Origin of the sequence: Psychromonas sp. psych-6C06, assembly GCF_002835465.1 — a bacterium.
In the GTDB taxonomy this organism is placed as follows: domain Bacteria; phylum Pseudomonadota; class Gammaproteobacteria; order Enterobacterales; family Psychromonadaceae; genus Psychromonas.
In genome coordinates this window covers 114,355-127,145 of record NZ_PIZM01000006.1, presented here as the reverse complement: position 1 = coordinate 127,145, position 12,791 = coordinate 114,355, and the positions used below count along the sequence as shown (strand labels likewise).

Here is a 12,791-nt window from a genome sequence, read left to right as displayed (position 1 = left end):
TTCTTACCTTACATTTAAGTGATGATTATGAACGCATATAAACTTAACGCATCTTTTTGCCACCCCAAATACTGGCTTGCTTGGCTGGGTATTTTAACCCTGTTTATAAGTTCCTTATTACCCTATAGCACACTCTTATTTTTAGGTCGTTTAATGGGACAGTGCGCCTCTTTTTTTGCAAAGAAACGGGGTCACATCGCAAAGCGTAATATCGCATTATGCTTCCCGAAACTATCCGAACAAGAGCTTGATGAAAAGGTACGTTTAAACTTTGAAAATAGTGGTATCGCATTACTTGAGATGGGCATGGCATGGTTTTGGCCAAGCTGGCGAGTTCGTAATTTAGTCACCATTCGAGATGTTCAACACGTAGAAAAAGCAATTATAAATGGTCAAGGCATTGTGTTTTTAGGGGCTCATTTTCTCACTTTAGAGATGGGGGCGCGTGCATTAGGACTTACCCAACCCTGTAATGCGGTGTACCGTAAACACAGTAACGCCGTATTAGATTACTGGTTTTACTGGGGAAGGATGCGTGAACATAGAGCAATGCTAGACAGAAAAGATTTTAAAGGCATGTTACGTGTATTAAAAAATGCCGATGCACTTTGGTATGCACCAGACCACGATTACGGTAAACATAAAAGTAGTATCTTTGCGCCTTTTTTTGAAGTGGAAAATGCAAATACGGTTGCAGGTACAAGCACTTTGGCACGCGTTAAAAACAGTTGTGTTATCCCTGTATTTTTAAAACGTTTACCTGGCTCACAGGGCTATGAGTTAGTGTTTTATCCTGCAATGGAGAACTTCCCGAGCAAAGATATCGAAGCGGATACCACAGCTACCAATCAGCAGATAGAAAAGATGGTATTAGAGTGTGATGATCAATATATGTGGATGCATAAACGCTTCAAAACTCGCCCCGAAGGTGAAGCCTCAGTCTACTCGTAACATTTCTATAATAAAGGATATGAAGATAAACTTCATACCCTTTATTGATAATATTACTGCTCAAGAAACTGTTGCCAAATTTCTCGAACTGCTTTTATCTGCTTATCAAAAGGCGTGGCATCAATAATCCGCGTCTCTTTATTCAGTGTTAACCGATGAGCCATATCTCGAATTGCGCAATACGCTTCCGTTAATGCTTTTTCCTGAACTTCTGTAAGTAAATTTAACTGTTTGCAGGTTTCAAAAATACGTAGGTTATCTGACCACTGACACAAAGAGTCATCAACCCTGGCGGCATTATCTAGTACTAAAAATTGTGCTAAAAACTCAATATCCACCATACCACCGGGTGATTGTTTGAGGTCAAACTCTCCCTGCTTAGCACGGTTAAGATGATCTCGCATCTTACAACGCATCTCGCGCACCTCTTTAGCTAAGGTAGCACTTTCACGCGGCAAAGCTAACACCGAAGATCTTACTTTGTTAAACTGCGTTAGAATTTGCTTATCTGAAAATACGGCGCGTGAGCGAACAAGTGCTTGATGTTCCCATGTCCATGCATCGTTACGTAAATACTTCTCATATCCTGCGATACTTGCAACTAAAGGGCCTGAATCTCCGGAAGGACGAAGGCGCATATCTATTTCATACAAAATACCAGAGTTAGTACGAGCACTAAACAGGTGAATAATACGTTGACCTAAACGGTAGTAGAAGAGCTGGTTATCAATTACACGTCGTCCATCCGTTTGTCCACTGATATCGCTATCATGTAAAAACACCACATCTAAATCAGATCCATACCCCAATTCAAATCCACCCATTTTTCCATAACCAATAACAGCAAAACCTTTACGATCAGTTCCCGCGACATTACTTGGAACACCGAATTTTTCGACCATCTGCGCCCATGCAATTTGTACCACAAAGTCCATCAACGCTTCACTTAAATAAGTTAAGTGATCACTTACTTTAGGCAGTTCAATTGCACGCGCTATATCAGCTGCTGCAATATGTAAAAATTGCATCTGTTTAAACTGGCGTAACGCTTCCATCTGTTGCTCCATATCCTCTTCGGGGACACGTAACATAAACTGGTGCAATTCAGCCTTATAATTTCCTATTTTAGTCGGATGATAAAGGTGTTGCGGGTCGAGCAACTCATCTAACAATATTGGATGGCGACCTAGTTGCAAGCTAACGCGCGGACTCGCATGGCACAGTTTTAACAACTGATTTAGTGCACCATCATTCTCGTTCAATAACTCTAAATAAGCAGTACGACGCATAATTTGCAATAAAAGATCAGCAATACGTTCCATCAAAGCGGCAGGGTGTTGATAACAAGCTATCTTTTCTACTATTTTTGGTAAGAGTTTCGCCATCGTTTCTTGGCCACGAGGGCCCATAGGGCGTTTACTGATATCATCTTTAAAACTCAGTAATATAGTCGTTAACTTTTCCGCAAGAGGCTCTGCAACGCCTTTATCGACTAACAGCGTCGTGGTCTCCTGCGCAGTTAACTCAAGCGCCCATAACTCATTTAGATCCTGATCTGACTGCTGTTCCTCTTCACTTTCTCCGATAACCCAATTAAATTCATCATGCACGTTTTCCATTACTTCGTTTAAGGTTTCATAAAAGCGATGCCAATCGCTAAATTGCATGACCTCAACTAAACGTTGCTTATCTAACTCGCTGGTCGGTAGCGTTTGTGTTTGTTGGTCTCCAATTTGCTGTAAAACATTTTCTACACGACGCAAGAAATGATAACTATTTAATAAGTTTTCAACACGATTTTCTGGCAAAGCTTCAATTTCAGCAATCACTCTCAGAGTTTGTTGTAAGCCTTTGCATTGTAACGCAGGCGTTCTTCCACCATGAATCAGCTGGAATGCCTGTGCAACGAACTCAATTTCTCGAATCCCACCGGTGCCTAATTTAATGTTATCTTTTAACCCTTTACGGCGCACTTCTGCACTAATCATCGCTTTCATTTTTCGCAATGATTCAATGGCACTAAAGTCGATGTAACGACGATAAACAAAAGGACGTAACATTGCCTCTAGCTCTTGTTTATAGTCGCCCTCAGCTCCAATTACACGCGCTTTGACCATCGCGTAGCGTTCCCATTCTCGACCATGACTTTGGTAATAGTCTTCAATCGATGCAAAGCTCGTCACTAAAGGACCAGACTCACCAAAGGGGCGCAAACGCATATCAACACGATAAACAAAACCATCCTCAGTTATTTGGTGTAGAGCTGCAATTAATCGCTGTCCAAGCTTGATAAAGAAAGGCTGGTTACCGATTACACGTCGCCCACCTTTGGTTTCACCATGTTCAGGATAGGTAAAGATAAGATCAATATCCGATGAGAAATTAAGCTCTCTTCCTCCTAACTTTCCCATTGCAAAGATATACATACTTTGTTGTACGCCATCACGACTAAAAGGTGTCCCCTGTTCAGTGCACTGTTTTTCATACAACCAGTTCATCGCTTGCAAAATAAGCTCATCCGCCAGCAACGAGATATGCTTAAAGCTCTCAGCTAAATCGGCTTTTCGCAGTAGTTCACGCCAAGCAATGATAACCATATGTTTACGTCGAAATAGGCGCAATACTTTGTGCAACTGCAACTCATCACTGGTATCAGCCAATCGAGTTTGTAACTCACTTTTTAAAGAGTCTATTCGCTCTGCTGATGACAAAAGCCCACTTGCCAAAATCTCAGCTAATAAACTGGGCTGTTTCATTAAAGATTCAGCAATAAAATCACTTAAACCAAGTACCTGTTGTAATTCAGCTAATTGCTCAGCACTGCAAAAAGAGAGATCGATACGTTCGCGAAGACGGTTAAGATGATGAGAAGCACAATCGACAATTAGCGTCATAACATTTACCTAATTAGTGTTCATTAAAGCGTTTAACTTAGCAGTTGTGTGGCAGATGATCAGTAATAAATGATTTTAAACATTGAAAAATAGCGCTAACTCCGCAATATTACTGGGGTAGACAAAATAATATCAATGAACTGCTTGACATATAATGACTAGCGGACTAAATTAGCTTTCAACGAGACATTAAATGTCTTTACTCTAAGGAGCATTATGAATATTCATACAATAGCGACTCACTTAAATCAGTTACAAGACGAAACAGAAACTGGTTTTAATTTTGACTGCACTCCTATCGATGGCGACATTGATGTATTGCAGGTTGAAATCGTCGGTCGTGAAGAGATCCCTATTTTCCTCTCTATCAGTGATAACCAAATCCTATGTATCGCTTATTTATGGGGCGAAGATGAAGTTAAAGCCGAATTAAAAGCAAATATGATGGAAGCAATGCTAGAAATGAATATTCCTATGCCACTTTCCTCTTTTGCAAAAGTTGAAGAGAAATACGTGGTATTTGGCGCATTATCTATCAACTCAAGTCTTGATGATATTGAACTTGAAATTGTAACATTAAGCGATAATAGCTTAGAAGTGATCAGCGAAATGGACACTTATTTAAAATAAGTAAGGAAAATATAATGAGCATATTTAAAAAAATTATTACCGCAGTACGTGGCGGAGCAAGTGAAGCTGGTGAAGCAATTGTAGATGCAAATGCAACGCGTATTTTTGAACAAGAGATCCGTGATAGCGAAAAACATATCACTATCGCAAAACGTGATTTAACCGATGTAATGGCAAAACAGATGCAAGCAGCACGCGAGTTAGCACAATTACAGACCAGTATTAAAGAGCATGAAGGTTACGCATTACAAGCGCTTGAGCAAGGCAATGAAGCATTAGCGATTGAAGTTGCAGAGAAAATTTCAGAGCTTGAAACAAACGCAGCAGAGCAACAGCAAGCAAATGAAAGCTTTCTAAAAAGCGCCGATCGCCTTAAAGAGCTCATTAAAAAGAGTGAGCGCCAGCTGACTGACTATAAACGTCAATTAAGCATGGTTAAAACAACGGATAGCGTGCAAAAAGCAACGTCTGCAATTACTGACAACTTCTCAGCAAGTAATTCGAAACTGTTGAGCGCTAAAGACTCATTAGAGCGCATCAAAAAGAAACAAGCTAACTTTGATGACAAGTTAAAAGCAGCAGAACAGTTAGATGCAGAAAGTGGCGATAGCTCGTTAAAAACTAAGCTACAAGAAGCAGGCATTGGCGCACAGCAATCAAGCGCACAATCGATTTTAGACCGTTTAAAAACTAAATAACGTAAAGTCGTAATAACAACACGACCCCTTTCTAAGGGCTCGTGTTTTTTGCGTTTTAAAAGGGGTAACCGATGAGCTTTTTTAAATCACTATTTGCAAAGAAACAGCCAGTACCAACACGTACATTAAGTCATGCTTCAGAATTACAGATTAAAGATATTTTTACCTTTGGAGATAGCTTTGCATTACCCCAAGCTATGCGAAAAATGCAACTTCAAGTTACTGATATTAACACCCTAGAGTTCAAGCATAGCCATTATGCGCAGATAATTGCTCAAGGTAGTGGCTCACAATTGGTCTACCTTAGCTTTCCTGATAATCCACAAAAGATGATCAAATATAGTCTATTATTGACTCGTAGTGAGGTTGAAGCATTGTTCGATATGGATGATTTTTCGGAGATTTTCGAACAGCCCGGCCATGCGCGTTTAACGCCAATCACTAAAAACCACCCTTATGCGGATATGGTTGCAGAGGAGTATATTCAGCAAGATTTCATGACCACCGGATATTTCCATCGTCAAGATTATCGTAACTCAACACCACCGCAGTTTAATGAAGATAGCCATGGCCAAGAGTTTGAATATTATTCACTACAAGGCGATCAAGAAAAGCGCTTTATTGATATATTTATATTTGAAAATGGCGACACAGATGTGTACCTTTCATTTCTACGACCTGCTAATGAAATTGCAGAGTTATGGGCGAAAGATGAATAACCAAAAAGTAAAGGAGAGTGATCATGCCACACGGTAAATTACCTGAAACATGGCAACAGTCAGCCAAAGTCGTCAAAGCGGTACAGATTGCCTTTGATATGGACAGTAAGCTCCAATACAGTATTCGTCGCAGTGCACTTGATAAAGGTGTTAGCCCTTCAGAGCAGATTCGACATCTATTAGACCTGCCTACGCATAAAAAGCCCAAGCGCCCGCGTTTAACCGTTAGCTTAAGTGGCGATGACTACCAGCTGTTAAGCGAACGTTATGATATTCCTGCCAACGAGCAGCTTGAGATTAAAAGGCAAGTGATTGAAGAGCTAACTCAATTTGCTTTACAGAGTGAATTTCATAAAAGCTAATTAATCATTTTTATGCTGATATTAAAAAAGGAGCCGAGGCTCCTTTTTTGTTGTGCATTCTTGGATTACCGATTAATCATTAACCGGTAATTTACAGGTCGTTATAAGAGATGATGGTTCAGGAGCTGCAGACTTAATGGCCAAGAAACCACTGCTAGTTTCGTCGTCAGCACTCAATTCCACATCAAATGAGTAAGGCCCACTTGCATTCGGCACTGTCCATGAAGTATCTCCGCTTATCGAACCATTCGTTGTAGAGGCAGTGATCACAGTATCCACTGCTGGCGTATTATTATTCATATCAGAAACTTCAACAGTTACAATAGCTTGTTTTGCTGATCCAGTCAGCTCAACACTACTGACAGAAAAGTTACACTGATACTCATCAGTGGTTGCTGTAATTTCTATCTGTTTATAAATATGAATAAAACGTTGGTCACAATAAGCAACATCACTAGTACATTGCATGCCAGTATACTTACCATCACCAAGTGTATATGCTTGATCTTTTGGTCCTGATGCATCCTCTACATCATGGAACCATTCACCATCATTGTAAATACCATCATAGTTTGTATCGTGGAAAACCTCTGCATTATCAGTGTATGTTTCTCCTTCATCAAAAACGCCATTAGAAGGGGCAACATCTGCAAAACTTTCAACACCTAAAGCATAAGCTAAAACAGTTACCTTACCATCCGAAGGCATATCACCAATTGATGTCCAGGTCATGACACATTCGCTTTTTATAGTTGTACATGAACCAACTGTACCAGTTAACTTATCTTCAATTCTCCCCTCCTCGGCTCTAAATGACACAGCAGTTCCATCTGGAATAGGATTATTTCCATCTGCATCTGCAAAATTAACCGTAACCGCAACTTTGGCATCGTTGTGATTTATTCCTGGAACAGATGACTTATCTACTCCAATAGAGAAGCTACCTTGATCTGGATAACCCGTTGAGATATATAACCCTGTAGAGGTGTTAAAAAGAGTCGGATCATTAACTAGAATAACTTTAACTGTTGCGGGCCCAGCAGCATTACCCGCTTTAATTAAAGTAGTCACTAAACCATCTGAATCACTAATATCTTCTTCTATCGCAATTGTCGCCCCATCTGGCCCTGAAAGCTCAAAAGTAACAGGCTGTGCATCAACAGGCTCACCATTATCATCTACTAATTTGAAAGTTACAGCTCCAGTTTCTTTGCGGTTAAACCCACCCGTCCCTTTAATTGAAATCCATTCAGGGGTCGCACCTACATAAGTGAAATATGAAGGATCACCTGATACTTCCTCTACAATGGGGGCAACTATTGTCGCAACTGCAGATGATGTAGCCGCAACGGTCGATGTTGTAGTTTCTTTTGAGTTACCGTCCAGACTACCACCACACGCGGTAAGTAATACCGTCGATAGTGTTATTATGGAAAGGGAGAAAGATCGCATACAAATTCCTTTTTATAGTATAAGTAAAAATAAGATTCCAATGATTATAAGTTAAATCTTTCATTGACCATAACTTAATGTCACTTTTTGGTACAGAACTCACCAATAAAATAACAATCACTTTAATTGTTAACGAGTTGTAGTCTATTTAATATTTTAGATAACTAAAAATAAAAAAAGGCCAGCAATGCTGGCCTTATTTATTGTTTATAAATTTGACTCTATTTTGGCAAAAAACCCACACGGTCATAAACAGTAGCTAAAGTCGTCGCAGCACGTTCGCGTGCTTTTTCTGCCCCTACTCGCGCCATCGCTTGTAATGCACTTTCATCTTCACGTAACTCTTTATAACGTGCTTGAATTGGCTCTAATAAGTTAACTACCGCATCAGCTGTATCAACTTTTAAATGCCCATACATTTTATCTTCGTATTGCGGGATCAGACTTTCAATACTCGTGCCCGTTGAGCATGACAATAGCGTAAGTAAGTTAGACACGCCTGGTTTTTCAGCGCTATCAAAATAGATACGTGCTTGCTCGTCTGAGTCGGTCGCTGCAGATTTTATCTTTTTAGCTATTTTTTTCGGATCTTCTAATAGACCGATAAAGTTTTTCTCGTTATCGTCCGATTTAGACATCTTCTTAGTCGGCTCTTGTAGGCTCATGATACGTGCGCCATGCTCTGGAATAGCGGGCTCTGGTACGACAAAGGTATTACCGTAAGCATTATTAAAACGTGTTGCGATATCACGCGCTAGCTCTAAATGTTGCTTCTGATCACTGCCCACAGGAACATGTTTTGGTCCATATAATAAAATATCTGCAGCCATTAATACTGGGTAACTAAATAATCCGGCATTAATATTAGTGACGTTCTTTTGCGACTTGTCTTTAAACTGAGTCATACGATTGAGTTCACCCATCTGAGTATGACAGTTTAACACCCATGAAAGCTCTGCATGCTCTGGCACTTGCGACTGTAGGAAAATAGTACTTTTTTTCGGGTCTAGACCAATTGCCTGATACATGGCTAAACCATCGTAAATCGCATTGCGTAGCGCTTTAGGATCTTGGCGTACTGTAATAGCATGAAGGTCGACCAACATAAAAAGACAGTCGCTGGTCTCTTGCATTTTCACCCATTGGCGTAATGCGCCCATGTAGTTACCGATAGTCAAAGAACCTGAAGGCTGGCAGCCACTTAATACAATTGGTTTAGTCATTTTTTATTCCTTGCTGTGCTTCAAAGTAGCACTAATAAATCATTAAATTGGTCAATAATATAGTCAGGGTTTAATAATGAGACTGGCTCACCATAGTTATACCCATAGGTCAGTACAATGCTTATCAAGCCTGCATTTTGTCCAGCCAAAATATCATTTTTAGAATCGCCCACCATCACAGCTTGAGACTTTTGCACATTAAAATGGGCTAATGCAAAGTCAACTTGCATCGGATCCGGTTTATTTTTAGCTAGTGTGTCTCCGCCTAATAGCAAATCAAAACAATCACTGATTTCAAAGTGTTGTAGTAATTCAGGCAAAAATTGCTCTGCTTTATTTGTGATCAAGGCTGTCTGATAACCCCGCGCTTTTAGTGCGCGCAATGTATCAGCAACTTCGGGGTATAAGCAGGAAGCGCTGTTGAGGTAATGCTGGTAGTGAGTTTCGAAACAGCTAAGCGCCTGTGATTGACTCACTGTTTGATTACCAACATGCAATAGTGCACGCTCAACCAATTTTGGTAGGCCATTACCGACCCACGTTTTGATCTGCTCGTCTTGGCAGTGAGGTAGTTGAAAATCATCCATCATTGCATTCAATGCTAAGCGTAAATCAGGCACACTATCGACTAGTGTGCCATCGAGATCAAAACAGATCAGTTTAATATTTTCTATCTTTGCCATGGCTATACGTTTGCTAGCTCACTACGCATCTCATCGATGACCGCTTTGTAATCAGGTTGATTAAAGATAGCAGAACCGGCCACGAACATGTCAGCGCCAGCTTGTGCAATCTCTTTAATGTTATCAACTTTAACACCACCATCAACCTGTAAACGAATATCTCGACCACTTGCATCAATCAGTTTGCGCACTTGACGGATTTTTTCAAGTGTATGTGGAATGAACGATTGCCCACCAAAACCAGGGTTTACTGACATTAATAAAACCACATCTAACTTATCCATCACATGCGTTAACTCTTCAAGCGAGCTCGCTGGATTTAACACTAAACCAGCCTTACAACCATGATCTTTAATGAGTTGTAATGAACGATCGACATGCTTTGAAGCATCAGGGTGGAAGGTGATAATTGAAGCGCCAGCATTGGCAAAGTCAACAATCATAGTATCAACAGGCTCTACCATCAGATGCACATCAATTGGCGCAGTAATGCCGTAATCGCGAAGCGCTTTACACACCATTGGTCCAATGGTCAAATTCGGAACATAGTGATTATCCATCACATCAAAATGGACAACATCGGCGCCATCATCAAGGACTTTTTTTACATCATCACCGAGGCGAGCAAAATCAGCAGAAAGAATAGAGGGAGCAATTAAATAATCAGTCATGTTTTTTACCTGTAGCAGAATGTGATAGCTATTCTACCGAAGCAAAGCAAAACAAACTATTTTTTATTAGTTTCAATAGCACTAAATAGGGCGAATATCTCACCGACTGGCTCACGACTTTCAGCATTACGACTAATTGTACGCGACACCTGTATTTTATCGCACTGTGCATCACGATATAGCTCTTGTGTTAACGTCGTATCATGATTACTCAACAATACGGCACACTTTGATTCTCGTGCAAGGCGCGCTAAATTAGCTTGATCATCTAAGCTAAACCCCTCTTTGGCATAACCGGTAAAAGACGCGCTTTTGCTCAAGGGTACGTAAGGCGGATCGCAATACAACACATCATCATCACGTAAGTATTGGAAAAGTTTTTGATAAGGTTTACAAACAAAAGTTGCTTTTTTAGCTTTCTCCGCAAAGAACAACAACTCTTTTTCAGGAAAGTAAGGTTTTTTATAACGTCCGAAGGGAACATTAAAACCACCACTTTGATTATATCGGCACAGGCCATTGTAACCATGACGATTCATGTATAAAAATAGCAATGAGCGCAGGTATGGATCATCTGTGGCGTTAAATTGCTCACGAATTTTATAATAGGCTTGCTCATTATTATATTGTGGCTGAAAGTAGTGTTTAGTATCAATAATAAACTGCTTAGGCCTGCGTTTGATGATGTTATACATAGCAATCAAGTCAGCATTAATATCATTGAGAAGGTATTCATCAAAATCGCTGTTAAGAAAAACAGAACACGCACCAACAAAGGGCTCAACAAGGCGCTTACCCTCTGGTAAACGACGATTTATCTGCTCGGTAAGAGAGAATTTCCCCCCTGCCCATTTCAGGAAAGCACGATGTTTGATATGGCTCATTTAATTAAGATCCTGATGCACTGAGGCATACCTTTTAGCCCAGCTATCTAATCGACTTAATGTACCAGGAAGTTGTTTGGCAGCACGATTCGCAGCTTGAACATTTTGATATTGCCCATAAATAACAACATACCATTTTTTACCATTACGCATCGTTTGGTACAGGTATAGATCCTTTTGAGGCAACTGATGGACTTTAATAAAATCTTGTAATGATTTATAAGAGCTCATTCCAGAAAGCTGAAGCGTATATAAATTTTCATCAACAGCTAAGAGTTGCTCTTTCGCAGTAAAAAAGTTGTTATCTATTGCTTGATGATCAGGTTTTGAAGCTGTTGTTGCATCTTTCGATGAAGTGATTAATTCATTCAGAGGCTGAACTGTGATTAATGGCTCTTCAGTTACCAGCTCATCTTTAAGATTTACTTCATTCGATCGGGATCCATCAAGTTTTACCTCATCTTTGATTGACTCACTCTCATCACTAAATATAAGTAATTCATCTGAAACTTGATCAGTTGGAGCAATATTAATCTCTGATATTTCAACATCTTGTTTTTCGATCGTTGCTAAGCTTTCAGAAGTGGCTATCTCGAGCAACTCGCTTTCAGGAATCGTTATGCGCTCTTCATTATCTGCAATACCAACGCTCAATTCGCTATCAATTACTACAGAGGTTTCAGCAGACCATTCTCCGGCTAAAGGTTCAGTTAATTGTGAATGACTACTTTCATCAGGAGATATGCCGATAGATGGAATATCTTCTAGTAGTACCTCTTGCGTTTCAACTATCTCGGTAAACTCTACCTGTTTTTTTATAAACTGTGGGTACAATACAAAAGCAAGTCCACCTGCAATAGCAAGCATGACAACCATCAGCAGAAGAGCAGGGAAACGCTGCTTTAGCCAAGAAGGGTTACTATCCTCAATACCACCGTTGCTTATCTCTGATGCTAACGCGAGTATTTTTTCAGGGATTCCTTGGCAATTTTTCAACTGTTTTGCTAATGCATCTTGGTGTTGTACTTTTGCGACATAACCGGCCTGAGAAAGACAATGAGAGAGTAACTTTTGAGCTTCACTAAAAATAAGCGGTGGTAACGTAAACGCTAACGTAGCGACATTTTCCAGTTCAGGTAAATGCTTTATTCGGTCCACCATTGAGCGATTACTTGGCTCTTCTCCGACGAGGATAAAGTTTATTTCGTTTTCAGTAAACAACGCTTTCTGATGAATCACTTGCGCTAATTCATCAACTATTTCTACTGGTAGCCAATTTGCATTGTCAATTACAACAACACGGGCTAAATCTGCAGGTTGTTGTTTTTTTAATAATACCAATATATTTAAAAGGCTATCATCGGCATCAAAAAGAGGTTGTTCGAATAGCTGTGAAATTATTTTTAAGCGCGCCTGCTGAATAGAGATTGTCTCAGAAAGCGTAATAAAAACTTGCCGAGTTTTGTGAGGAAGTTGATTTGAGAGCTGTTCAATTAAAGTACTTTTTCCACTGCCTTTTTCACCAGAAATAAACACCATCGATGAAGATAGGTAGATTAGATGTTGCAACCTTTCTATCAGTTGCAACTGAGAAGGAAATGAAATTAAAGTACGTTCAACCATG

At 40.0% G+C, this 12,791-nt stretch carries 12 protein-coding genes; 5 read left to right on the top strand and 7 right to left on the bottom strand.

What is annotated here, in order from left to right; translation table 11 throughout:
• Nucleotides 1-27: 27 nt before the first annotated feature.
• Nucleotides 28-951: an LpxL/LpxP family Kdo(2)-lipid IV(A) lauroyl/palmitoleoyl acyltransferase gene (gene lpxL / locus CW745_RS09165; RefSeq protein ID WP_101108354.1), complete on the top strand. Its 924-nt coding sequence runs from the start codon at nucleotides 28-30 to the stop codon at nucleotides 949-951.
• Between the two features lie 53 nt (nucleotides 952-1,004).
• On the opposite strand, the gene glnE is transcribed toward lpxL, so the two are convergent.
• Entirely contained in the window at nucleotides 1,005-3,845 is a 2,841-nt protein-coding gene (gene glnE / locus CW745_RS09160) for a bifunctional [glutamate--ammonia ligase]-adenylyl-L-tyrosine phosphorylase/[glutamate--ammonia-ligase] adenylyltransferase (RefSeq protein WP_101108353.1), read from the bottom strand.
• A gap of 216 nt (nucleotides 3,846-4,061) precedes the next feature.
• Here glnE and CW745_RS09155 point away from each other — a divergent pair, with 216 nt between their 5' ends.
• The 4 genes from CW745_RS09155 (at nucleotide 4,062) to CW745_RS09140 (ending at nucleotide 6,254) form a co-directional block, all read left to right on the top strand.
• Nucleotides 4,062-4,475 carry a YjfI family protein gene (locus tag CW745_RS09155; RefSeq protein WP_101108352.1) on the top strand — a complete coding sequence of 138 codons (414 nt, stop codon included), beginning with the start codon at nucleotides 4,062-4,064 and terminating at the stop codon, nucleotides 4,473-4,475.
• Between the two features lie 14 nt (nucleotides 4,476-4,489).
• Nucleotides 4,490-5,173 carry a PspA/IM30 family protein gene (locus CW745_RS09150; RefSeq protein ID WP_101108351.1) on the top strand — a complete coding sequence of 228 codons (684 nt, stop codon included), beginning with the start codon at nucleotides 4,490-4,492 and terminating at the stop codon, nucleotides 5,171-5,173.
• 71 nt (nucleotides 5,174-5,244) lie between these two features.
• A complete protein-coding gene (locus CW745_RS09145; protein ID WP_101108350.1) occupies nucleotides 5,245-5,892 on the top strand; it encodes a hypothetical protein in 648 nt (215 codons plus the stop codon).
• Between the two features lie 23 nt (nucleotides 5,893-5,915).
• On the top strand, nucleotides 5,916-6,254 hold the full coding sequence (locus CW745_RS09140) for a hypothetical protein (RefSeq protein WP_101108349.1): 339 nt from the start codon (nucleotides 5,916-5,918) through the stop codon (nucleotides 6,252-6,254).
• A 72-nt stretch (nucleotides 6,255-6,326) separates the two neighbouring features.
• Here the strand turns inward: CW745_RS09140 and CW745_RS09135 are convergent, their stop codons facing one another.
• From CW745_RS09135 to CW745_RS09110, 6 genes are all read right to left on the bottom strand, one after another.
• Complete coding sequence (locus tag CW745_RS09135; protein WP_101108348.1) at nucleotides 6,327-7,706, bottom strand: hypothetical protein; 1,380 nt, start codon at nucleotides 7,704-7,706, stop codon at nucleotides 6,327-6,329.
• 221 nt (nucleotides 7,707-7,927) lie between these two features.
• A complete protein-coding gene (gene trpS, locus CW745_RS09130; RefSeq protein WP_101108347.1) occupies nucleotides 7,928-8,929 on the bottom strand; it encodes a tryptophan--tRNA ligase in 1,002 nt (333 codons plus the stop codon).
• Between the two features lie 20 nt (nucleotides 8,930-8,949).
• Nucleotides 8,950-9,612, bottom strand: coding sequence for a phosphoglycolate phosphatase (locus tag CW745_RS09125; RefSeq protein ID WP_101108346.1), 663 nt, complete (start codon nucleotides 9,610-9,612; stop codon nucleotides 8,950-8,952).
• A 2-nt stretch (nucleotides 9,613-9,614) separates the two neighbouring features.
• Entirely contained in the window at nucleotides 9,615-10,283 is a 669-nt protein-coding gene (gene rpe / locus CW745_RS09120) for a ribulose-phosphate 3-epimerase (protein WP_101108345.1), read from the bottom strand.
• A gap of 56 nt (nucleotides 10,284-10,339) precedes the next feature.
• Nucleotides 10,340-11,167 carry a Dam family site-specific DNA-(adenine-N6)-methyltransferase gene (locus tag CW745_RS09115; protein ID WP_101108344.1) on the bottom strand — a complete coding sequence of 276 codons (828 nt, stop codon included), beginning with the start codon at nucleotides 11,165-11,167 and terminating at the stop codon, nucleotides 10,340-10,342.
• Nucleotides 11,168-12,790: an AAA family ATPase gene (locus CW745_RS09110; RefSeq protein ID WP_101108343.1), complete on the bottom strand. Its 1,623-nt coding sequence runs from the start codon at nucleotides 12,788-12,790 to the stop codon at nucleotides 11,168-11,170.
• Between the last annotated feature and the right edge of the window lies 1 nt (nucleotide 12,791).

Bases quoted from the DNA above. Each gene is read 5' to 3' on its own strand.
- CW745_RS09145 (WP_101108350.1), top strand. From the start codon at position 5,245: ATGAGCTTTTTTAAATCACTATTTGCAAAGAAACAGCCAGTACCAACA.
- CW745_RS09110 (WP_101108343.1), bottom strand. From the start codon at position 12,790: ATGGTTGAACGTACTTTAATTTCATTTCCTTCTCAGTTGCAACTGATA.
- CW745_RS09155 (WP_101108352.1), top strand. From the start codon at position 4,062: ATGAATATTCATACAATAGCGACTCACTTAAATCAGTTACAAGACGAA.
- CW745_RS09150 (WP_101108351.1), top strand. From the start codon at position 4,490: ATGAGCATATTTAAAAAAATTATTACCGCAGTACGTGGCGGAGCAAGT.
- CW745_RS09135 (WP_101108348.1), bottom strand. From the start codon at position 7,706: ATGCGATCTTTCTCCCTTTCCATAATAACACTATCGACGGTATTACTT.
- glnE (WP_101108353.1), bottom strand. From the start codon at position 3,845: ATGACGCTAATTGTCGATTGTGCTTCTCATCATCTTAACCGTCTTCGC.
- rpe (WP_101108345.1), bottom strand. From the start codon at position 10,283: ATGACTGATTATTTAATTGCTCCCTCTATTCTTTCTGCTGATTTTGCT.
- lpxL (WP_101108354.1), top strand. From the start codon at position 28: ATGAACGCATATAAACTTAACGCATCTTTTTGCCACCCCAAATACTGG.
- CW745_RS09125 (WP_101108346.1), bottom strand. From the start codon at position 9,612: ATGGCAAAGATAGAAAATATTAAACTGATCTGTTTTGATCTCGATGGC.
- trpS (WP_101108347.1), bottom strand. From the start codon at position 8,929: ATGACTAAACCAATTGTATTAAGTGGCTGCCAGCCTTCAGGTTCTTTG.
- CW745_RS09115 (WP_101108344.1), bottom strand. From the start codon at position 11,167: ATGAGCCATATCAAACATCGTGCTTTCCTGAAATGGGCAGGGGGGAAA.
- CW745_RS09140 (WP_101108349.1), top strand. From the start codon at position 5,916: ATGCCACACGGTAAATTACCTGAAACATGGCAACAGTCAGCCAAAGTC.